This is a genomic window from Paenibacillus sp. FSL L8-0494 (genome assembly GCF_038003695.1).
GTDB classification, from domain to species: domain Bacteria; phylum Bacillota; class Bacilli; order Paenibacillales; family Paenibacillaceae; genus Paenibacillus_AQ; species Paenibacillus_AQ odorifer.
Genome location: NZ_JBBOPQ010000001.1, coordinates 3,165,769 through 3,186,314, shown reverse-complemented (window position 1 = coordinate 3,186,314; position 20,546 = coordinate 3,165,769). Strand labels below are relative to the sequence as shown.

Sequence of the window (20,546 nt, the reverse complement as noted above, 5' to 3'; positions counted from 1 at the left end):
ATGTCAACATTATTATACAGAGTGGGAAAAACCGCTTATCGTAAACCTGGGTACTTCATTTTAGGTTGGATTTTAATTTTAGGAATTGTCATCTCTATGATCAGCATGAATGGTATTCATATCAGTTCGGAAATGAAGATTGAAGGCACGGAATCGCAAAAGATTTTGGATCAATTAGCAACAGAACTTCCGGCTGCATCTGGTGGACAAGGAAGTGTCGTGTTCAAAGCACCTCAAAGCGAGCGATTGGATACGCCAGAACGTTTGGCAGCGATCACTAAGGGTATTAATGAGGTTTACGGTTTAAACGAAGTGATTAATCCTGCGGATTATGCAGCGGAAGCAAGTAGTTCAACTACTGAAGCAACTCAGGCTGCCAGTATGGATCAGTCTGCAACAGCCACAGTACCCCCTTCCTATGGTCCTCTGATGGCAGATGGTGTTCCGGTGCCTGGTGTTATTCTTTCCGCAGACGGTAGAATTGCATTGTTCCAATTCCAGTTTACCATTGAGCAATCAGCTATCTCTCAAGATATTTTTGATTCTGTAATTGATACCGTCATGAATGTCGAGAAAGATACCAACATTACTGTACTGCCGGGTGAGACACTCAAATCAGTATCTATCGGTGTAGGATCAGCTGAGATTGTCGGACTTGTCATTGCTGCAATTGTTTTGCTGGTGACGCTTGGCTCTGTCGTTGCAGCAGGGCTGCCACTTATAACTGCACTGCTTGGAGTCGGCATCGGTGTGGGTGGAGCATTTTCTATTTCCAAATTCATTGAAATGCCTAGTGTCACTTCCGTCTTGGCGCTTATGATTGGATTAGCCGTCGGAATCGATTATGCTCTTTTCATTGTAAATCGCCAACGCCGAATGATTATTGATCAAGGATTAAGCGCACAAGAAGCTGCGGCTAGAGCAATTGGCACATCCGGCAGCGCCGTATTTTTCGCCGGTTTGACGGTTATTATCGCTCTCTGCGGTATGCTTGTAATCGGGCTTACTTTCTTATCTACGATGGCGTTAGTAGCAGCAGCTACCGTCCTCATCAACGTATTTGTTGCCTTAACCCTATTGCCGGCATTGCTCGGATTGGTGGGTGAACGCATCTGTTCGCCTAAAGCTCGCAAGAAAAACAAGGATCATCATAAAACGGGTAACCGCGGTATAGCTGATAGATGGGTTAAATTCGTCATCAAGTATCGTTGGGTCACTATTGTTGCCATCGTCGTGATACTTGGCGTAGCAGCAACCCCTATAGCGAAAATGGAAATGGGCATTCCCGGAGCTGCCTCGGCGAACTTGGACACGGTAGCAAGACAAAGTTATGATGCTATATCCGAGGGTTTTGGAGAGGGATTTAACGGACCGCTTATTCTGGTTGCAGAACCAAAGAACTCTTCCACTCCAGTCACTCCGGAGCTCCTAGGAAATCTTGTAAAAGAGCTCCAAGCTCAAAAGAATGTCGCGCAGGTCACTCCTCTGGGCATGACTAAGGATTTAGCTATCTTCAGTCTGATTCCAGAAACGGGTCCTAGCGATATAACAACCAAAAATCTGGTGAATGATTTACGGGCTACGGAATCTAGTATCGCTCAAAGTAATGATGTTAAACTCGGGGTTACCGGCTTTACCGCCGTTAACATCGATATGTCGGCCAAGCTGGCAGATGTATTTCCCATTTATGTAGGAATCATCATTCTCCTATCGCTCATTATTCTTCTGTTGGTATTTCGTTCGATTATCGTTCCTATCAAAGCTACGATCGGTTTTCTGCTTAGCATTCTCGCTACATTCGGGATCACCACAGCCGTGTTCCAATGGGGCTGGCTCCATACTCTCTTCGGTTTCGACACCGGTGGCCCATTGCTAAGCTTTATGCCAATCATCGTTACGGGTATCCTATATGGGCTCGCGATGGACTATCAGGTTTTCCTTGTCAGTTCCATGCGTGAATCGTACGTTCATGGTCATGAGGGATCAGAGTCCGTTGTTCATGGATACAACCAGGTGAGTCGTGTCGTAGTAGGCGCTGCTATAATTATGATCTCCGTTTTTGCAGGGTTTATTTTTACGGATGATGTCATGATTAAACAAATCGGCTTTACACTGGCCGTAGGGATCTTAATCGATGCTTTCATTATTCGAATGGGATTAGTTCCTGCTGTAATGTCTATTTTCGGCAACAAAGCTTGGGCACTTCCAAAATGGCTCGACCGTATTCTGCCAAACCTGGATGTCGAAGGCGAGAAACTGATTGCTACACTCAATGTTAAAGACAAATCTAATTCCATGAAATAGAAACAATAATAAACAGCCTGAGCCCTGTATTCCTAGGGGTTCAGGCTGTTTTGTTTCTGTGGTAAGATTCGCTTCCCATGCAACGATGTTGGAGAAAGAGCTTAATAATTAAGGATTATAGCGGGGCGCACACCGTAACAAGCTAAGTTTACATGTCCGTAACTGCGAATACTGCTACGGGTACCTACAAAATACGCACGTGAAGAAATCGCAGGTTGAGTTCTCAGCCACCACCATGAGCAGCCAAACTCTTCATCCTTCTCAAGGATATAATCAGCTTTGACTTTTTTATCATACACATACAATTTACATCCATCGTTCTTTTTCACTTTGGAGAATCCCGTTCCTATCGCCCTACGCTTCGCACGTAAAGTATCTTCACCAAGTTTAAAGGTCAATTCATTCGCCTCCGAAACACTGAGCAGAAAAATCTTATCTTCCGTGTTTATACTTCCCTCTCCGTTATCTGTGCATTGTGTAGTCTTGATGAGCCTGTGCTCGGAGTCATTAAAAGCGGCATTATAAAAATCATCGTTCAACCACTTTCGCAAATCGGAGTCATGCCATGTAACATCAACATATTCACCGTGATACCGCCTGCAGTCCAAAATGTACTCGCTTAAAATGAACAGCTCTCTACCTGAATTTTGCAGCACCCGCCACTTTATCGGCATTTTTTCTGCTCCGTCCGCCATTTGCGGATAAGAGCCAAAAGTAATTATTTCGCCGGGTATTGCCCGCTCATACATGGGAGTAAGATTATCATTTTCATTACAAATCATAATAATAAATTCTGTAGTTCCTTTAACGATTTCAGCTTCCCGGCTAAATCCTAGTTTTTCATACAAGCGTATCGCTCTATCGTTGAACTTCGCCACTGTCAGCCGCTTTGGTTTTTCCTCGAATCTCTCATTAATATAGTTAAGGACTGTTGTGAAAAATAGAGTCCCATTCCCCTGTCCGGTTAACTCAGGCTTCATTCCTAAACCCACATCTATAAAATCCTGAGAATATGTATATTTATCATTTGGAACCTGTGCCGGACTTCCTACACAGAAGAATCCGATCAATTGTTTATTTGCATCAAGTACAGAAAAAAATGCTTCCTCTAGCATTTCACTTATAGCTTCAGGAGTTGTTTCATTATTGTAAAAATCATAGGGTGGATCATATTGCCAGCTTAAAATATCCCTAGCAGCATCAGCATTCAGCTTTTCCACGTAAAGTTCCATTTCGCATCCCCCTTTGTTTTCAAAATCGATAAGTCCCTAAGAGTCTAGCTCTGCTAACTCCTGAAGAATTGTCTCTACATCACCATCAGGATTTAACGCTTTGATCATCTCTTTGGTAATGACTGCACCCTCATAAACTTGTGCAACGACCTCTAAAGGGAGTGTGAGTTCAAAATAACCTTCGGCAAATTCCACAAAATCCTCAGCTGTGCGGAAAATAGTCCCTAGCAAAAAGTCCGAACCATCTTCTACCTCCGCTGGAATTTCTACCTTCCCCTTCTGCCACGTCAAGTCGTTATTTTCACGCCAAAAACAAAAAGTAACATCATCCTTAGCTATCGCCTCATCTTCAATAAAAGACAATAGTGAGATTGGGACTTCTTCATAGATTCCCGGCCAAACTTCATGTTCGTCGCGCGCATATGGACTTACTTCGGATTCATGATCAAAACCTTTAATTATCGTTCCTTGAGGTGTAAAAATAATAAACAAATTATCGCCTGAGCCATTATCGATCGATGCTAGAGAAACATTCTTATCAAATTTAGAATCAAAATTATGATAGCGAAGCCATTCCTCAGGACATAGGACAATATTTAGAGAAGCAAGTATTTTCATAAGTTTTTTTAAGTTGTCGGGTGCTGGTAAAATATCTAACACATTCATCTATGATTCCTCCCCAATGTAGATATTAATGATTTTAGCATATTCATGAATTCCGGGTGAAAAAAAGACTACCCGAAGGTAGCCTTTCCAACATAACAAGACACTAGCTTAACTTAAGACCCCGCACCTTTGTATCTGCGAACGCCATAACTCCAGGCTAACAAACCAATCCCCAGAAATATAGCACCTACTACAGGTGTCATCAGAGCAAGGCTGGTCATCTCCTCCCGCTGCAGAAAAAGCGCGGCTGGATACACTCCGACGAATGCAAATGGAATGATCCAAGTAAGCAATACCTGTATAGCACGATTGTAAATCGTTACCGGATAACGGCCATAAGTCTGAATGTTGTACATTAACGGAAGAATGCCAGTAGGAGCATCCGAATAGAAAGACAATGAAGTCAACGTTGTGTAAATCCCCGTATAGATAGCGACCGCACTTAACGTTAGAATGATCAGAGCCGGTATCGTCCACCATTCAAAGGGAAGACCCAAATTGCTGCCACTGATGGCCATAATAATAATACCTATGAATGAGCCCATAAGTGCTGGCGGATCAACATTTTCCAAAAAGATCTGGAACAAATTATGAGCTGGGCGTGTCAAAATACGGTCCATCTCACCTTTAACGATGTAACGTTCACTAAATCCCCATAGATTCACAAAACAACTAAACACCCCAAAAGGCACCATAAAGAATCCATAAACGAACACTACTTCATTCTGATTCCAACCGCCCAGGCTATCTGTATGCATAAAAATTACGAGAATAAAGATAAAGTTGGTAGCTTGAAAAAGTAAGTCTGAAATGACCTCTACCCAAAAGTCAGCGCGATAGGTGAGCCGGCTCTTCATATAGTTTTTGATATATTCAATTAATAATCCCAGGTAATACATGTTTCCTCAACCTCCCTGCACGAAGAGACGCTGCCGCGCCGCATGATATAACCAGACAATTGGAATCAGCAATACCAGGAACCAAATAATTTGTATCCCTAATACATTCCATATTCCAACCCCTTGCACCCGTCCCGTAAACACTGAACCTGGCAAGTAGGTAATCGCCTGAAACGGCAGCACCTCAAGTACGGAAGATAACCAGTTAGGAAACAGACTGATCGGTACGATTAAGCCGGAGAATAAGTCTACAATCACCCGCTTCATTCGCATCATGCCTTCATTATTTTCCACGAAAAATGCCGAGAGCCCTGTGATGATATTGATCTGTGAATTAATTAAAAAGCTGAAAAAGAGCATCACCAGGAACCCTGCCCAAGCAGATGGCGCTGTTGGCAATTGAACCGGGAACAGCAGCATCGCTATGGCCATGCCGGGAATCATAAATAAGAGGAAGCGGAACATTCCCTCTCCAAGACCTTGCATCATTTTGACTAAGACATAGTTATAGGGCCTTATAAACTGGATAGCGATACTTCCATCACGGATATCCGTAGAAATCTCGCGGTCTAGGTTATTAAAATAAAAGGCTCGAGCCATCCACGACACAGCAACATATGATGTCATTTGCGTTGCAGTAAATCCACCCAATGAATCCCCATTACCATAGATGGCCATCCAAGTGAAATAGTTAACCCCAATATTCAGTGAATAGATAAGAATACCTGAGTAGTAGTTAATCCGATAAGCAAGCATGGTAAGGAAACGGATGCGTATAAAATCTAAGTAAGCCCCGAATAGTAATTTACGGCTATTCTCCTGAGGACCACCAGAAGACGCGCCTCCTGAGGAGGAGGACATAGCCGTTGCAGGATTAAGCTTATCAGACATGTAAAGCCTCTCTTTCATCCTTCAGAGCGGCAGCCATTTCATCAGGCTTGTCTGCAGACCCGGATTGATAAATACTGCGAACAATATCGTCCGTATTGGTCTCTATGATTTTGATATCAGTAATGTCTGCTTTTCCCACTACTCTGCTTAATACATCCGATACATTTATATCTAGCGGTATCCAGACAGATGCCCCTAGATCGTTCTCCGCAGACCAAGTAACAGGCAACCCCTCAGTCCATAACTCAAGTTGCTGACGTTTCGTTGCATTTCCAAATTGAAATTGAACCTCACGTCCGGTTCCCCAACGCTGCTTCAGGTCTTCCAGTCCTCCGTCATAAATGATACGGCCATCATCAAGCATTATCACTCGGGAGCAAAGCGCCTCAATATCTTGCAGGTCATGTGTAGTCAGCAGTATGGTTGTCCCATGCTCGCGGTTCATATCTTTTAGGAATTCACGGATCTCTGACTTCACCACAATATCTAAGCCAATGGTCGGTTCATCCAGAAATACAATCGACGGATTATGAAGCAATGCTGCTACTAATTCACAACGCATCCGCTGACCTAGACTAAGCTTACGAACCGGACGATTCAGCAGTTCTTGCAGCTGCAGTCGTTCGACCAATTCATCCAGCCGTTTCTTGAAATCTTGTTCAGACACCCGGTAAACCTTGCGCAGGAGCTGGAACGACTCAATCACGCCAATGTCCCACCATAGCTGACTGCGTTGCCCGAATACCACACCGATATTTTTCACGAATTTCTCGCGCTCCAAATACGGAACATACCCACCTACTGTCAGGTTTCCGGAAGTCGGCACGAGAATACCTGTGAGCATTTTGATCGTGGTCGATTTCCCAGCACCGTTCTCGCCGATATAACCACAGATCTCCCCTTCAGGAATGGAAAAGGAAATGTCCTTCACTGCAGTCACTTCCGTATATTCCCTTTTAAACAAATCAGCGAAGGCCCCTTTGAGACCCTCGCGGTTTTTTTGTACTTTGAATGTTTTGCGTAAGTCTTGTACTTGAATAGCAGTCATATTGTACCTCACTAAGCTTAGAGTTGGTTCCCAGTACCCCATTATAATAGAAGAAGCGCAAAAGCACTACTTCAATCTTTACTTAGCCAGTCTTTCATTTAGCGAATGGGTGTCCTTCACAGCTTCTAAATGCCCTGAGCGAGCGACTTTAGTCCGCAAATATTTCTCGTTAAAAGAAGATACATCTCCCCATAACGCTACTCTTTTCACGGCATTCATCCCTGCAGCCTTGAGCGCATCCAATTTCTTCGGATTATTCGTGATCAGCGTCACTGGTTTGTGACGTAAAGTTTGCAGAACACTGATTGCTTCTTCGTAGTTTCTTGAATCATCAGCAAATCCCAACTCTAAATTAGCCTCAACTGTATCGTATCCTTCTTCCTGTAAAAGATACGCTAAAGATTTGCTGAACAGGCCAATGCCTCTTCCTTCATGATTCGCGAGATAAAATAATGCCCCAGAGCCATGCTCAACAATCATTTTCATGGATTGATGCAGCTGGAATCCGCAATCGCAACGTTTACTGCCAAAAATATCGCCAGTATGGCAGATGCTATGCATCCGGATCAATGCATCCTCAGACCCTTCGAAATCGCCATATACCAACACACTTGATTGTTGTCCTTCTGCTAAGTTCATGGATGGCAAACGTGAAATTAAAGCTGCCGTTGCTTTACTGCTATCCTCTTGAAGAAGCTCTGCATCCGTTGTATTCAGCCAGTTGTACCATTTAAAAACAACGGTCTCGCCGTCTAAATTCACCGGTAACGTGATGGGTCCAACCAATATATTTGTGGAATTTGCTAAAGGAATTCGCGTGATTTTATTCTGTAAAATAGAAGTGATTTCTGGTTTAATCATAATTACACCTTCCTCATTGTTCATCAATGCTTAGATAGAGCTAAGCATAAGGATAAAATATTAGTTAAATTATAAGTAACTATTTGTAAGTAAGTTTATCATTGTAATATAACTTCGTCAAGTTATAATATATCTTTAAATATTTATAATTACTTTATGTAAGTTTATGATATAATGAATGTCGAGGTGATATTATGAATGATTTCAACATGTGTCCTCGCTTTGAAAAAGCGGTAGACTTGCTAAGTAAACGTTGGGTCGCGCTGATCGTTTTCGTGCTTATGCCAGGGCCACGCCGTTTTGGTGAAATTGAGAGCTGTCTGTCCAATCTCAGTGGCAAGGTGTTATCTGACCGATTGAAGGAAATGGAAACCGAAGGCATTATAGAGCGAACTGTATATCCTGAAATGCCAGTACGTATTGAGTACTCTCTGACTCCAAAAGGCACAGCGCTTGCTCCTATACTTGGTGAAATTGGAAACTGGTCTACCGAATGGATTGAGCTTGGTATTAAGAAATGATTCCCGCTACACAACACAAAGAGCCCTAATTGTCCCGATTATAAGACAAGAGGGCTCTTTTTGGATTAACATACCCTTTATAAGTCTTTTCGCTCGAAGCGAAGTAGACCTATAACAAAAGCTAACAGGGTATATCCTAGCGCATAAATAATAAACATGTTTGACGGAACCGTATTAAAATTCAGCAATCCATTCATGCTGCCGAACAATCCCATCATTCCACTCATTTCATTAGCGCTGAACAGGACGGCGGTCATTTTCCGCTGTAAACCATCCACTGGCATAAGCAGTGCCATCATTCCTGACAGATTATTTAATGTGTCAAGAACATCGGGTTCTAATCTCAGCGATCCTCCGATCTTATCAATCATCCCACCTAACCAGCCCGCTCCATATAACATTGTCATAAAGACGCCATTCCCCACTGCTGAGAAGAATCCAGAACCCAGCATAGAAATCGTAATTAGCAAAGGCACTATAGTGGAGAATAACAAAAATGATTTCAATAGGACTACGGCATCTCTAGGAACGGTTGCATGGATCTCAGTAATCCATAAAATAGAAATAAATAAAATCAGGGCATAACCAATCCCAAGCGTCACATATCCAAGCCAGCGACCTATGTACCATTTCCACCGCGGCAGCGGTCTTGGCAGTAAAGCCTGCATAACCCCTTGTTCCGCTTCACCTGCAATAGCTGAGAAGGAACTGAAGATCGCCAAAAAGGCGATTACAAAAGCGCCAAAAAAGAATCCAAGTGATAATATAAAAGCACCATTTGTAAAATTAGCTAAGAGATGCTCGCCACTGCTAATATCTGTTCTATTCGGTATTCCACTTTGTCCAATCGTATTTGCCACAAACCAAAATCCTATAAGAAAGACAATGGTCATAAGCAGTGTTAATATCATCACTCGTTTTCGCAGCAATTCCTTCCAGGTCATTCCCATGATTATTCTCATTCGTGTTCACCTCTGTGACTTAGGCCGGATACAGCACTCATAAACCAGTCTTCCAGACGTTCTTGCTTTCGTGAGACTTCATATAAGGTCATTCCTTGTTCAATAATTAACGTGTTCAGCCAGCCTACTTGCTCCTCATTCTCCAGTTCCGCTTCCAGCCAAACTGTGCTACTTTCCAATGTAGCTGGGATTGAAGCTCCTTTTTCAGATTGAGATCCAATATCCGCTGAAACTTTGATCTTAAGATCAGTACTATCCTGTAGCCAAGACAACAAAATAGGCGTAAAACCGCCCACTTTAAAATGCCAGCTTGTTCGCTTATTTAAGATCTCAGATACTTTCCCATGCCGCAGTATAACTCCGTTATTCAGCAGTGCCATACGGTCGCAGATGAGTTCAACATCCTCCAGTAGATGAGAGTTAAGAAATATCGTAACTCCCTTCTCTTTTAGCCTCTGCAAAATATTCCGAACTTCCTGACGTCCAATCGGGTCTAGCGCCGATGAGGGCTCATCCAGAAAAACGATGGCCGGATTGTTTACAAGAGCACAAGCAAGCCCTAATCTCTGCTGCATCCCTTTGGAATAATGTTTCACACGATCCCGTCCACGGTTTCCAATTCCAACTTCCGCTAGAAGCTCTGGAATTCTTTTATCGGCTACAGATCGCTCTACACGGCACAGCTTGGCATGCAGTCTTACTACTTCTTCCCCGGTAAGCCATTCTTGATAGCGATATAATTCCGGTAAATATCCGATTTGAGACTTGGCTTTAAGTGAACCGATCTTATGGCCTAATAGAGTAGCACTACCACTCGATGGACGAATGAGACCTACTAACATTTTGACAAAGGTACTTTTCCCCGCACCATTAGGGCCGAGGAAGCCAAAGGCTTCCCCTTTCCCAACAGTAATCGTTACATCACGGCAACCACGTCCGTTATCATATTCTTTGGTCAAAGACTTCGCTTCTATTGCAGCAGCCGTCATTATTCAATCAACTCCTCTAGCTTCTCTAAGAATACAGCTTTATCTGTATACACGCTTCCCCCGTTGAAATCGAACAATTGCCCGTTCTGTACCCAAATGGCCGAGTATACAATCCCTTGACTATATTCATTCTGATTCAGTAGAACCGTAGTATCTTTAATCTTTATTTGATCGGTATTCAGGCCTTTTACCAGTGGCAGAGGAATTTCACCTGATAAAATGCGGCTCTGCTTTAAGCTGGATTTCAGATAATCTGGCAGCAATGGAAAATCGATTATAGCTTCCAAAGCTTCATCAACCTTTATAGTTGGATCTACAGTAATTAAAGGAGTCTTCGTCTGTGTAAGATTAGCCCATTTATCATTATCCATCGAAAGATCATAATTCACGATCTCCGAAAGATCTAATTTAATTTCTTTCCCATCTATGGCTTCTGGAAGAAGCTGTTTTGCACCCAATCTTTTCATTGCTTTATTAACCGCTTCAATATTAAGCTTCAAGGTTATTTCTTGTGAATTGGTTATATATGCGCTCTTCACATTCTTGAGCAAAGTTCCGCTAGGAAGTGTAAAACCTAGAGTCTCTTCCACCTGATCTAACGGAATAATCCCTTTATTTGAACCAAAGGTACTTGTAAACACACCAAATTTGTTCATAGCTTCATTCATGGATTGACTTTCATTTACCTGATAAAAAATATCCCGAATATCATTTTCATTCACAACTGTAACTTCTTCCATCCGAAACTGATTCAGCAGCGATGCCATAGCCGTATTTCCTACTGGAGTTCCAAGTATAACCGCAAAGATCGCGGCACTTGCCACTGCTACTCCCCACTTACGCCGACGATTCATGCGAGGTCGCTTGGATCGGCGATTAGTTATCGGATTGTCATCTGTAGATTGAGGCTGGCCCATTTCTGGGTGTGGTTTATCATCATCTTTCATAACATCCACTGCCAACTGCTGACTCCACACAGCCCATTTAGGACTTGCATGCTCAGACGCTAACTTGTTTTGCAATTTGGCCCAGGCTTCATCTGTATATTGTTTATTATGATCTTGATTTAGCGGTTGTTTAGTCATTAGTAAACCCTCCTAAATAATTTGGAGCTTCGTTTATCTCGGTTTGTTAATCTGACTGAGATAGTGATTTTGCTGCATTTTGTCTTAACCTCAGGGTCGCACGGTGCAGTAATGTCCCTACTACGGGAGGTCTTAGACCAAGCTCGCCTGCTATTTCCGCATAACTGTAACCAGAGTATCTAAGCAGAAGCGCTTGTCTATCCCTGTCAGGCAGCTCGTTCAACCATTCATGAACATCCTCCTGATCCAGCTTACTGATTAAGACTTCCTCTCCTGAAGGAGGTGATTCCCCCACTTCGTATAACTGTTCTTGTTTATTTTGCAGCCGCCGTTCCCTTGCTTTTTTGTCTAGATAATCATATCCAATACGAGTAAGGACTCTATGAAGCCAGGCACCCAGCGCTGCTGGATCATCTGGGGGGTTACGATACAATCTCAGAAAAACTTCTTGTGCCAAATCATCTGCTGCCGACTCATCACGAACCAAAGCGGTCAGCTTACGTCTGACAATAGGATAATGTTCATAGAATATTGCTTTAAAAATTTCAGATTCCGGAATTTCCATCTTGTAAATCCTCCTTATCAGCTGCAGCTATAAGTAAGACGACTATCAATGCATTTTTGTATCAAGATTACGTAAAAAAAGACAGCCCCTAAATTAATAAGGAAACTGTCTTTTAGTGTTTACCTAATTCGAATGTAACGATTAAGAATCTTTTTTGATAAAATACTTCGTTCCAGCCTAAGCTCCCAGAGCTGCTCTTTCCACTGAAACTGTTGCTCTGAATGTTCATTCTCACGTAGCTTCTCAAACAGCTTCATGATCATTATGTTAATGGCATCAAATCTTGACCATAATTCTATTACACTTTCTTCTTGAATCTGAGGACTTTCCGCTGCTGCACTAAGATTCTTTAAGCGCTCAATGATGTCAGCCTGCCACTGTCCATCTTTAATCGCCTTGGCGTAATTTAAAAGATCCAAATAATCATCGACTGACATGTGTACCGACTCCTTTGCCTACTTATACCAAGTATTATACTAGGCATTATCTATAAAGCAACCCTTTATCTCTGGACACAGCAAAAAAACAGGACTGGTATAAGAACCGGCCCTGTTTAATGAATTTAACATGATCAATTTAGTTATAACAGCTTTTGAATATCATCTTTAATTTGCTCTGATTTTGGACCAAATACGATCTGCACAGCCCCTTGACCCAGTCTCATAACACCGGAAGCTCCGAGCTGTTTCAATGCGGAATCTTTAACGGCTTTTTCGTCATTAACAATCAACCGAAGACGTGTAATACATGCATCGATATTGCGGATGTTCGATGGACCGCCGATGTTCTCAAGAATTTGAGCAGCTTTAGAAGACGATGAAGGCGTTCCATTACCTCCAGGTGGTGCTAACAGACTTTCTTCCTCATCATCTTCACGTCCAGGTGTTTTTAGCTTGAACAATGAGATAATAAAGCGGAATAGTACATAATACAAGACGAAGAATCCAAGACCCACAGGAATAAGTATCCATGCATTAGTAGACAGTTTCAGGTTTACAAGATAATCGATCAAACCTGCGGAGAAACCAAAACCAAGCTTAACATCTAAAATGTACATCAAGGCCATGGAGAATCCTGTTAATAAAGCATGAACTCCGTACAAGAGTGGTGCTACGAACATAAAGGAGAACTCAAGTGGTTCAGTGATCCCTGTTAAGAAAGAAGCAATGGCAGAACCGATGAAGATGGAAGCAACCATTTTACGTTTTTCCGGTTTAGCTGTATGAATAAATGCAAGTGCTGCCCCTGGAAGCGCAAACATCATAATTGGGAAGAATCCAGTCATAAACATCCCAGCAGTTTTATCTCCAGCGAAGAAGCGGTACAAGTCACCATGCACCAGTTCACCAGCTGCATTCGTAAAATCACCAATTTGGAACCAAGCAATCGTATTAAGCACGTGGTGAAGACCGAACGGAATCAGCAAGCGGTTAGCTGTACCGAAGATGAATGCTCCAACAGCCCCCAGTGACACAACCCAGTTCCCGAAGTCACTAATAACATCTTGTATCGGACTCCAGATCATACCCACAAATACAGCAAGAACCATCATAGAAGCTGCCGTAATGATTGGGACAAAACGTTTACCTGCAAAAAATCCGAGCCAATCAGGCATTTTTATATTGTGATATCTCTTGTATAAGAACGCTGCCCAAGCACCGGCAAAAATACCACCAAGCACACCCATGTTCAATACAACATCATCATTGATGAAAGAGAATTGAAGCGGTACGATAAGCAGAATCTTAGTCAGTACCATGTAAGAGATTACTGCTGACAAAGCTGCTACGGCGTCACCGGCAAATCCAATGGCAACCCCTACCGCGAAGATTAAGGCTAGGTTACCGAAGATCGCATTCGCTCCGGCGTTTAGAAATGGAGCAAAGTATTGATTCAGAAATCCACCAATGGTCGCTCCTAGCGGAATATCTTTTTCGTAGTTAAGCAAACCAAACCCTTGAAGAATAGCTGCCGCCGGCATGGTTGCAACAGGAAGCATTAACGACTTACCTAGTTTTTGTAGAAAAGCCAACATTTAAAATCATCCTTTCGGTTCAATAGTAGTAGTGCTCTATAAACCAATTACTTTGAAGCCACGGTAAGAATCAGATCCTGTCCTGCTGTAACCTGACCATAATGTCCGCTTACTTGAGGTGGATTCTCCTCTGTACTGGTCACGATTACAGGCGAAATTGTGTCACAACCTGCCGCGCGAATTACGTCCAGATCAAATTCGATTAGGGTTTGACCTGCTTTTACTTGATCTCCAGAGGTTATATGACTGACAAAACCGTTGCCCTTGAGGCTGACAGTATCGATTCCGATATGTAATAGCAATTGCATACCGGAGGAATGTTCCAGAATGACTGCATGACTCGATTTCACGATATGAGCAACCTTACCGTCAAAAGGCGCTTTCAAAATTCCCTCAGATGGTTTTATTGCAATTCCGTTACCCATATGACCGCCAGCAAAGGTTTCATCCGGAACCTGTGCTAGTGGAACTGACTCCCCGCTGATTGGTGCCATGATTTCGATGGTATGTTCAGTATGTTTCTCTTCTTTTTTTGATTTCCATTTGGAAAACATATGCTCCACTCCTCTTAAGATGTTAATTTGATTTCACTAAGGTCTGAAATAACCGGTGCAAATGCATGGCTAGAAAACATAGTTCTTCTTCCGGGATTTCGACTTCAAGCGACCTTTGCATTACTTTACCGAGCTTTTGAGCCAGCTTGTATTCCTCTTTGTATTCTTTCTTAATATGTTTCACAAAGGGATTATCTATTAGTGATCCTTTTAAAATACGTTCCAGCGAAAAACGCAAGTGGATCATTAATCGGATATGATTCATACTGCCATGCTCAAAAGTTATCTTTCGTTCTTGCTGAATCATGTCTAGAAGCTCATTGACAATATTAGAGGCCTTGACTAACTGACCAACCGATACATTATTGACTGCTGAATACACATGATAAGTAAGAAATCCAATCTCATCTTCGGGGATTTGCACTTGAAATTCAGCATTGATTTTCTCCGATGCCTTGTAAGCGATCTCAAATTCCTTCGGAAATGACATTTTGGTTTCTTGCAAAAACGGATTAATAATATCCATCCCGTTGCGCAGACGGTAGATGGTGAACTGTATGTGGCTCGGGAGTGCCAGATAAATCTTGTCGTTTAACTTGTCAGGAAATTGACTTTGGATATCTGCAATTATCTCATCAGTTATTTTCATAACCTTGGGATCTATGTCTTCCAGCAAAACTTGATATTGGCTCCAGGCTTCGCGATCTTCTAGACGAAACAATTTCTCAATCCGAGCATCATTTCCTTCGATCACACCAGAACCCTTCACTGCAAATCCAATACCTTTGCCAATGATGACATATTCCTTCCCGTTTTTGCTTCCCTGAACCATTACAACGTTATTCCCTATTACACGCTGTACTTGAAATTGCTCGATCTCTCGCGACAAGCTCATCACTCCTCTCCCTAATTATCGTCAAATTGGAACAAAAAAAGCCAAGAATTGTCTAATGGAAATAAAGACAATTCTTGGCTCATGCCCTTAACGGTAACACGCCACTAAAATATAAATGATCATTTATGAACATATCATAATTCATGAACTGCTAACTCGTCAATGGTAAATTTAGAAATGTCAAGCGGAGCTCCCTTTACACCAAACAACTCCTTATAAAAACTCTTCCACGCGAGGAAGCTTATCTTTAAGCTGGCGGACGTTAGTCTCAAGCCTCAGAATAACCTCTTCCAATTCTTTTGGATCAATGCCTCGGGAAACAGGTACCTGGATTACCTCTGTTTTGGTTTCTGCCTTTAATTCCCGCATTTCCAGCTGCTGCTCTTGCCATTTATCCATCAGATCAGCGATCGTCGCATAGAAACGTTCGTAATCCTTGATTACGCTGTCCAGAAATGTATCTACTTCCTCCGCATCGTAGCCACGCAGCTTCATGCTGAATTCTTTTTCATGTATGGTTAGAGCGTCTAATGTGATGCCTAGTTGACTGAACAGCTTCCGCTGTTTGTCTAACCGACGTTTCATATGTTCATCCATCTTTTGCTACCTCCAAGTATATACTGCAATCATCCGGCAGTAACCATTATAACAGGGTGAGAGCATCCTGAAAATATTACTATAGTTGCAGTTCTAATAGTTGTCCACAACAGCTTTATTCAAAATGCCTAAGCAGCGGTCAAGATCTGTCTTTACCTGCTTTTTATATAACTTTGCTTTCTCTTCTCCATCTGAAGTGAAATGGTAAAGTACGATTTCTTGAAAATCCACTTTAGGGTCATTGCCTTTCAGCTGCTTGGTACGATATAAAATCCCTTGCTGCACCAGCTCATGCAGGGCGCGATAGATTTCACTCTGTGGAGGGGAATAACCATGGGCTTTGAAATCCCGACGTAAATCCTCCAGCATTTGATATCCGTAACCGCGGTGTTGTTCTACCATTGTTATAAGATACACCTTGATAAACGCTCGTTGAGCAATCATAAACGCCATATAAACCCTCCTCATGTTGTAAATGTTGTTGGCTAATCTTTCCTTCTATTACTCTAGTATAAGCACTATTTTCCAACTTTCACAACCTGAAATTTGATAGAGGGTTCACTTATTCCGTTGTTTATAGAGATTTGGTGGGATACAGGATGATTTATATGGATGTGAGTAGGGAGAGTTTAGTTTTTTGTGGTTTTCTATTGTGAATTTTTCATATGATGAAAGTACGGAATAAATGGTTGTACATCGTTGATTTCGTAGAATGATCCTCGAAGAAGTAGGTCCACAGCTTCGGCACGATACAAACTCCATCTGAACCCGCATGCTTCTGCACACCCCTCCCATTCTTTGTTTAGTTTGATCAGTTTAGTTTGTTCAAGTTTGCTCGTTCGCCACTATCGGACCCAGTTGACTCTATTCGCCGCTTTTCCCCACTTTTGGTGTGCTATCGGACCCCATGGGCTCTATTGGCATAAAAAGTAACATTTATACAGCTATTCTTGGGGAATAGCTGCACTGGAGTCCGAAACTACTCTGAAAAAGCTTAATATTTGCAAATAGCGTCTTCTGAGTCCGAATGTTTCTGCGCAAACCAAACTCTATCTGGAACCACAAACTTCAGCACAAAATAAACTCCATCTGAGCCCACATACTTCTGCACGAAACAAACTCCATCTGAATCCACATGCTTCTGCACTCTCCCCTCCCATTCTTTGTTTAGTTTGATCCGTTTGGTTTGATCAGTTGCTCGTTCGAGCTACTATCGGACCCCATTGACTCTATTTGCTGCTTTTCCCCACTTTTGGTGTGCTATCGGACCCCATGGACGCTATTGGCATAAAAAGTAACATATATACAGCTATTCTTGGGGAATAGCTGCACTGGTGTCCGATACTACTCTGAAAAAGCTTAATATTTGCAAATAGCGTCTTCTGGGTCCGAAAGCTTCAGCGAGAACCAAACTCTATTTAGATCGGCAAGCTTCTCCGCGAACCAAACTCTATCTGAATCCACATGCTTCAGCACGCTCCCCTCCTATTCAATGTTTGATTTGGTCAGTTTTGCTCGTTCGAGCTACTATCGGACCAGTTGACCCTATTCGCTGCTTTTCCCCACTTTTGGTGTGTTATCGGACCACATGGGCGCTATTGGCATAAAAGTAACTTTTATACAGCTATTCTTGAGGAATAGCTGCACTGGAGTCCGATACTACTCTGAAAAAGCTTAATATTTGCAAATAGCGTCTTCTGAGTCCGCAAGCTTCAATAGAACATCGATCCACAAAACGAAACGCAAAAAAGCGATCCTCCAGTTATTGAAGAATCGCATTCCAAGTAGCCTCTCCTAATCACTATTTCATAGCGTTTTTCTCCATAAATTCATCCTTCGTCAATCCAAACAACAGTAAGTCTAAATACTGTCCATTTGTATAAATTACTTTCCGGCGCACGCCTTCTTGGACACAGCCCACTTTTCTGAGCATAGCTGCTGAGGGTTCGTTACCTTCGAGCGCACATTCGTTAAACTTGTTGAGTCTTAGCTCCAAAAAAGCATACTTCAACAGGATGTTGATAGCTCTTGTCCCATACCCCTTACCTCGATGATCTCTATCCACTTGCACGCCTATACTGAACGTACCATTTTTCTCGTCTATGCTATTAAGATTTACTCCACCCACATATTCGCCATTTAGATTCTCGATCGTAAACATCAGCCGCTGTGATGAGAATTCTGCAAATGTATCTACAAATTTTCGGGATTCAGCTATGGTAGGTGGTAGTTCAACAGTACACTCTAAAAGTCGCCGCGCTGGTGTATCGAAACGGTTGATGTAATGACCTTCCCAATCCTCTTCCTGAACGGATCTTAGTCTTATTTTCTCATCCTGCCAAAAATAATGAGTGTAATCTACCTCTCTCATCTTGTACCTCCGAGTTTAATAATTTAGAGATTATGATAACACATCTACAGGATTATATTGGTATAGTATTTTTAAAATCAACTTTACGGTTAAAAAGCATAGTATTATATATTCATAAAACGCGATTCCCGAAATCATCTGAAATAGAGGTATACACTATGAATGAATATCAATTGATTAGCGATTATAAACACATCGATAAATATAAGCTTAGCTTCAATTCTTTAGCCCAATCAATCTTTGGTATTGATTTTAAACCTTGGTATGAACAAGGGGGCTGGAATGACAAATATATTTGTTATTCCTTTATCGATGAAGATCACGTCATTGCGAATGCATCTATTAATAAAATGACTATTCTCATCAACAAAAAAGAATACAACGCCATCCAAATTGGGACGGTGATGACACATCCTGATTATCGTATGCAAGGTTTATCCAGAAAATTAATAGACCACATTATCGCTAAGTACGAACATGAATACGACTTCCTCTACTTATTTGCTAATGAGCGCGCTTTGGATTTTTATCCTAAATTCGGGTTTGAACGCATGCAAGAAAGCAGCTTTTCACTTAACGTTGCTCATCTTAGCAATCAGCCAACTACAACCTACTCTGTGCGGCCTTTATCTATAGGTAACCCCGTTGATTTTAGCATGATCAAAAATTTTGCAGTCAAAAGAACACCGGTATCCTCCGCGCTAAGTGTGATAAATAATGAACATCAGCTGCTGTTTTATTTTATTCTTCCTTTTCATGATTCCTTTTATTATATTGAAGAGGCTGACGTTATTGTGATCTTTAAACATGAGGATCATCAGCTTCATATTTTTGATATTATCAGTACAACAAGTTTTGATATCAACACAGTATTGAAAAGCATTATTTCTCCGGAAACTGAGGTTATACATTTTTATTTCACACCAGATTATCCAATCGATCAAGTTAAGGCAGAATTAATTCCCCAGAGTGAAGATACCTTATTTATACGTCCGCTATTAAAAGAACTCCCTCAACATTTCATGTTTCCTATCACCTCTCATGCCTAGTAAACGAAAAGAAAGGCTGCCACATGGCAGCCTTTCTTAATCGTGCATAGGAATATACATACTCTGTATCTCTTGTACTCCAGGGACAAATCCCAGATTTAAATAAACAGACTCCGCGTCATTACCTTCCATGACATATAACCTTAGGATCGGATACCTATCTGTCAGGAGATTAAGTCCTCTTTTCAACATCCGTGTAGCAATCCCTTTTCCTCTGTAAGCAGGTATTACACCAATACTGTAAACTGCTGCGTAATCATCTTGTAAACCCAAGAGACAATTCGCAATTAGCTGTCCCGATTTCTTATCATACACAAGCGTGGACGCTGTAAGTAATACTTCATTTGTATAATTAGGTTCTTCACTTGGGATAAAATCTTCATAAGAGAATTTCTTTCTTCTTGTTGCCTCAAGACTTCCATCAAAGCTCGCATAGTTACATTCGGCGATCTGCTCTTCAAGAATAAATCGTTTAGCGCCCATACCATTATCTTCGATCTGAGGACTTTCAATCCTTAACTCTTCGTTCCATTCGACCTCAAAATGATCTGTAGGACGGTGCATCCAACGGCATCTGAACTCATCAGGCCAAAACCCTGCCCGCGCAAATAATTGAACCTGGTCTGGCAGAACCTCGAAGGTTTTTATAGGTTTTGTGCTATCTGACCAATAAATCAAAAGCTTTTTTAATAGCTTCAGCACCACAAATGTATCGTTAAAAGGTGGAATAACAAATAAATGATATATCCGATTAGGCGACATCCTTACTCCACCTATTTTTGACTCACCTCTATAGATCCAAAAAGCGTTTCTTTGGGCAGAATTGAACCCTTCTTCTTTAAAAAAACCATTATATTGCATATTATAATAAATGGAACAGTACAGTCCCCATTCTTCCGAGTCTGCCATACGAATAGAATAATCATTATTTAAGTCATATGAAATCTCGTATTCAGACCATGCCATTAATTGCATTTACATTTCCTCCTCGCTAGTCCTATCACCTTCTGTATTCCATAGTA

The 20,546-nt window shown here is 41.8% G+C and carries 22 protein-coding genes; 3 read left to right on the top strand and 19 right to left on the bottom strand.

Annotation, left to right across the window (positions count from 1 at the left end; translation table 11 throughout):
- On the top strand, positions 1–2,304 hold the full coding sequence (locus tag NYE35_RS14560; protein ID WP_341121428.1) for an MMPL family transporter: 2,304 nt from the start codon (positions 1–3) through the stop codon (positions 2,302–2,304).
- Between the two features lie 101 nt (positions 2,305–2,405).
- Here the strand turns inward: NYE35_RS14560 and NYE35_RS14555 are convergent, their stop codons facing one another.
- From NYE35_RS14555 to NYE35_RS14530, 6 genes are all read right to left on the bottom strand, one after another.
- Positions 2,406–3,536 carry a GNAT family N-acetyltransferase gene (locus tag NYE35_RS14555; protein ID WP_341121426.1) on the bottom strand — a complete coding sequence of 377 codons (1,131 nt, stop codon included), beginning with the start codon at positions 3,534–3,536 and terminating at the stop codon, positions 2,406–2,408.
- A gap of 36 nt (positions 3,537–3,572) precedes the next feature.
- Positions 3,573–4,202 (bottom strand): hypothetical protein, encoded by a 630-nt coding sequence (locus NYE35_RS14550; RefSeq protein WP_076143969.1) that lies wholly within the window; start codon positions 4,200–4,202, stop codon positions 3,573–3,575.
- A gap of 113 nt (positions 4,203–4,315) precedes the next feature.
- Positions 4,316–5,101, bottom strand: coding sequence for an ABC transporter permease (locus NYE35_RS14545; RefSeq protein WP_036686696.1), 786 nt, complete (start codon positions 5,099–5,101; stop codon positions 4,316–4,318).
- Positions 5,102–5,107: 6 nt separating this feature from the next.
- A complete protein-coding gene (locus tag NYE35_RS14540; protein WP_051491475.1) occupies positions 5,108–5,857 on the bottom strand; it encodes an ABC transporter permease in 750 nt (249 codons plus the stop codon).
- Positions 5,858–5,984: 127 nt separating this feature from the next.
- A complete protein-coding gene (locus NYE35_RS14535; RefSeq protein WP_038570639.1) occupies positions 5,985–7,040 on the bottom strand; it encodes an ABC transporter ATP-binding protein in 1,056 nt (351 codons plus the stop codon).
- A gap of 78 nt (positions 7,041–7,118) precedes the next feature.
- Complete coding sequence (locus NYE35_RS14530; protein WP_036686690.1) at positions 7,119–7,901, bottom strand: GTP cyclohydrolase II; 783 nt, start codon at positions 7,899–7,901, stop codon at positions 7,119–7,121.
- Positions 7,902–8,095: 194 nt separating this feature from the next.
- Here NYE35_RS14530 and NYE35_RS14525 point away from each other — a divergent pair, with 194 nt between their 5' ends.
- Complete coding sequence (locus tag NYE35_RS14525; protein WP_036686688.1) at positions 8,096–8,422, top strand: winged helix-turn-helix transcriptional regulator; 327 nt, start codon at positions 8,096–8,098, stop codon at positions 8,420–8,422.
- 77 nt (positions 8,423–8,499) lie between these two features.
- On the opposite strand, the gene NYE35_RS14520 is transcribed toward NYE35_RS14525, so the two are convergent.
- The 12 genes from NYE35_RS14520 to NYE35_RS14465 all read right to left on the bottom strand — a co-directional run bounded on the left by NYE35_RS14520 (position 8,500) and on the right by NYE35_RS14465 (position 18,475).
- Positions 8,500–9,384 (bottom strand): ABC transporter permease, encoded by an 885-nt coding sequence (locus tag NYE35_RS14520; RefSeq protein WP_341121422.1) that lies wholly within the window; start codon positions 9,382–9,384, stop codon positions 8,500–8,502.
- Positions 9,381–10,373: an ABC transporter ATP-binding protein gene (locus tag NYE35_RS14515; RefSeq protein WP_094902834.1), complete on the bottom strand. Its 993-nt coding sequence runs from the start codon at positions 10,371–10,373 to the stop codon at positions 9,381–9,383. Before NYE35_RS14515 ends, NYE35_RS14520 begins: the two co-directional genes overlap by 4 nt.
- Positions 10,373–11,458, bottom strand: coding sequence for a DUF4179 domain-containing protein (locus NYE35_RS14510; RefSeq protein WP_341121419.1), 1,086 nt, complete (start codon positions 11,456–11,458; stop codon positions 10,373–10,375). Before NYE35_RS14510 ends, NYE35_RS14515 begins: the two co-directional genes overlap by 1 nt.
- 46 nt (positions 11,459–11,504) lie before the next feature.
- Positions 11,505–12,023, bottom strand: a complete 519-nt coding sequence (locus NYE35_RS14505) for a sigma-70 family RNA polymerase sigma factor (RefSeq protein ID WP_036686680.1) — start codon at positions 12,021–12,023, stop codon at positions 11,505–11,507.
- Positions 12,024–12,142: 119 nt separating this feature from the next.
- Entirely contained in the window at positions 12,143–12,460 is a 318-nt protein-coding gene (locus tag NYE35_RS14500) for a hypothetical protein (protein WP_036686678.1), read from the bottom strand.
- 143 nt (positions 12,461–12,603) lie between these two features.
- On the bottom strand, positions 12,604–14,058 hold the full coding sequence (gene nagE, locus NYE35_RS14495; RefSeq protein WP_076135196.1) for an N-acetylglucosamine-specific PTS transporter subunit IIBC: 1,455 nt from the start codon (positions 14,056–14,058) through the stop codon (positions 12,604–12,606).
- A gap of 47 nt (positions 14,059–14,105) precedes the next feature.
- Positions 14,106–14,612 carry a PTS sugar transporter subunit IIA gene (locus tag NYE35_RS14490; protein WP_036686673.1) on the bottom strand — a complete coding sequence of 169 codons (507 nt, stop codon included), beginning with the start codon at positions 14,610–14,612 and terminating at the stop codon, positions 14,106–14,108.
- A gap of 22 nt (positions 14,613–14,634) precedes the next feature.
- Positions 14,635–15,507 (bottom strand): PRD domain-containing protein, encoded by an 873-nt coding sequence (locus NYE35_RS14485; RefSeq protein ID WP_036686671.1) that lies wholly within the window; start codon positions 15,505–15,507, stop codon positions 14,635–14,637.
- A gap of 213 nt (positions 15,508–15,720) precedes the next feature.
- Positions 15,721–16,104, bottom strand: a complete 384-nt coding sequence (locus NYE35_RS14480; RefSeq protein ID WP_036686669.1) for a DivIVA domain-containing protein — start codon at positions 16,102–16,104, stop codon at positions 15,721–15,723.
- 93 nt (positions 16,105–16,197) lie between these two features.
- Positions 16,198–16,557, bottom strand: coding sequence for a helix-turn-helix transcriptional regulator (locus NYE35_RS14475; protein WP_036686667.1), 360 nt, complete (start codon positions 16,555–16,557; stop codon positions 16,198–16,200).
- A gap of 541 nt (positions 16,558–17,098) precedes the next feature.
- Positions 17,099–17,251 (bottom strand): hypothetical protein, encoded by a 153-nt coding sequence (locus NYE35_RS14470; protein ID WP_178420436.1) that lies wholly within the window; start codon positions 17,249–17,251, stop codon positions 17,099–17,101.
- 654 nt (positions 17,252–17,905) lie between these two features.
- Positions 17,906–18,475, bottom strand: a complete 570-nt coding sequence (locus tag NYE35_RS14465; RefSeq protein ID WP_076273400.1) for a GNAT family N-acetyltransferase — start codon at positions 18,473–18,475, stop codon at positions 17,906–17,908.
- Positions 18,476–18,633: 158 nt separating this feature from the next.
- On the opposite strand from NYE35_RS14465, the gene NYE35_RS14460 reads away from it, so the two are divergent.
- The gene (locus NYE35_RS14460) at positions 18,634–19,524 is read left to right on the top strand and encodes a GNAT family N-acetyltransferase (protein ID WP_340960296.1); all 891 of its coding nucleotides are present in this window, start codon (positions 18,634–18,636) and stop codon (positions 19,522–19,524) included.
- Between the two features lie 36 nt (positions 19,525–19,560).
- Here NYE35_RS14460 and NYE35_RS14455 read toward each other — a convergent pair whose 3' ends face one another.
- On the bottom strand, positions 19,561–20,499 hold the full coding sequence (locus NYE35_RS14455) for a GNAT family N-acetyltransferase (protein ID WP_341121417.1): 939 nt from the start codon (positions 20,497–20,499) through the stop codon (positions 19,561–19,563).
- Between the last annotated feature and the right edge of the window lie 47 nt (positions 20,500–20,546).

Coding starts and splice junctions, on each gene's coding strand:
- NYE35_RS14465 (WP_076273400.1), bottom strand. CDS start 18,475: ATGAGAGAGGTAGATTACACTCATTATTTTTGGCAGGATGAGAAAATA.
- NYE35_RS14505 (WP_036686680.1), bottom strand. CDS start 12,023: ATGGAAATTCCGGAATCTGAAATTTTTAAAGCAATATTCTATGAACAT.
- NYE35_RS14480 (WP_036686669.1), bottom strand. CDS start 16,104: ATGGATGAACATATGAAACGTCGGTTAGACAAACAGCGGAAGCTGTTC.
- NYE35_RS14560 (WP_341121428.1), top strand. CDS start 1: ATGTCAACATTATTATACAGAGTGGGAAAAACCGCTTATCGTAAACCT.
- NYE35_RS14475 (WP_036686667.1), bottom strand. CDS start 16,557: ATGGCGTTTATGATTGCTCAACGAGCGTTTATCAAGGTGTATCTTATA.
- NYE35_RS14490 (WP_036686673.1), bottom strand. CDS start 14,612: ATGTTTTCCAAATGGAAATCAAAAAAAGAAGAGAAACATACTGAACAT.
- NYE35_RS14485 (WP_036686671.1), bottom strand. CDS start 15,507: ATGAGCTTGTCGCGAGAGATCGAGCAATTTCAAGTACAGCGTGTAATA.
- NYE35_RS14455 (WP_341121417.1), bottom strand. CDS start 20,499: ATGCAATTAATGGCATGGTCTGAATACGAGATTTCATATGACTTAAAT.
- NYE35_RS14460 (WP_340960296.1), top strand. CDS start 18,634: ATGAATGAATATCAATTGATTAGCGATTATAAACACATCGATAAATAT.
- NYE35_RS14540 (WP_051491475.1), bottom strand. CDS start 5,857: ATGCTTGCTTATCGGATTAACTACTACTCAGGTATTCTTATCTATTCA.
- NYE35_RS14545 (WP_036686696.1), bottom strand. CDS start 5,101: ATGTATTACCTGGGATTATTAATTGAATATATCAAAAACTATATGAAG.
- NYE35_RS14520 (WP_341121422.1), bottom strand. CDS start 9,384: ATGAGAATAATCATGGGAATGACCTGGAAGGAATTGCTGCGAAAACGA.
- NYE35_RS14530 (WP_036686690.1), bottom strand. CDS start 7,901: ATGATTAAACCAGAAATCACTTCTATTTTACAGAATAAAATCACGCGA.
- NYE35_RS14510 (WP_341121419.1), bottom strand. CDS start 11,458: ATGACTAAACAACCGCTAAATCAAGATCATAATAAACAATATACAGAT.
- nagE (WP_076135196.1), bottom strand. CDS start 14,058: ATGTTGGCTTTTCTACAAAAACTAGGTAAGTCGTTAATGCTTCCTGTT.
- NYE35_RS14500 (WP_036686678.1), bottom strand. CDS start 12,460: ATGTCAGTCGATGATTATTTGGATCTTTTAAATTACGCCAAGGCGATT.
- NYE35_RS14535 (WP_038570639.1), bottom strand. CDS start 7,040: ATGACTGCTATTCAAGTACAAGACTTACGCAAAACATTCAAAGTACAA.
- NYE35_RS14525 (WP_036686688.1), top strand. CDS start 8,096: ATGAATGATTTCAACATGTGTCCTCGCTTTGAAAAAGCGGTAGACTTG.
- NYE35_RS14555 (WP_341121426.1), bottom strand. CDS start 3,536: ATGGAACTTTACGTGGAAAAGCTGAATGCTGATGCTGCTAGGGATATT.
- NYE35_RS14515 (WP_094902834.1), bottom strand. CDS start 10,373: ATGACGGCTGCTGCAATAGAAGCGAAGTCTTTGACCAAAGAATATGAT.
- NYE35_RS14550 (WP_076143969.1), bottom strand. CDS start 4,202: ATGAATGTGTTAGATATTTTACCAGCACCCGACAACTTAAAAAAACTT.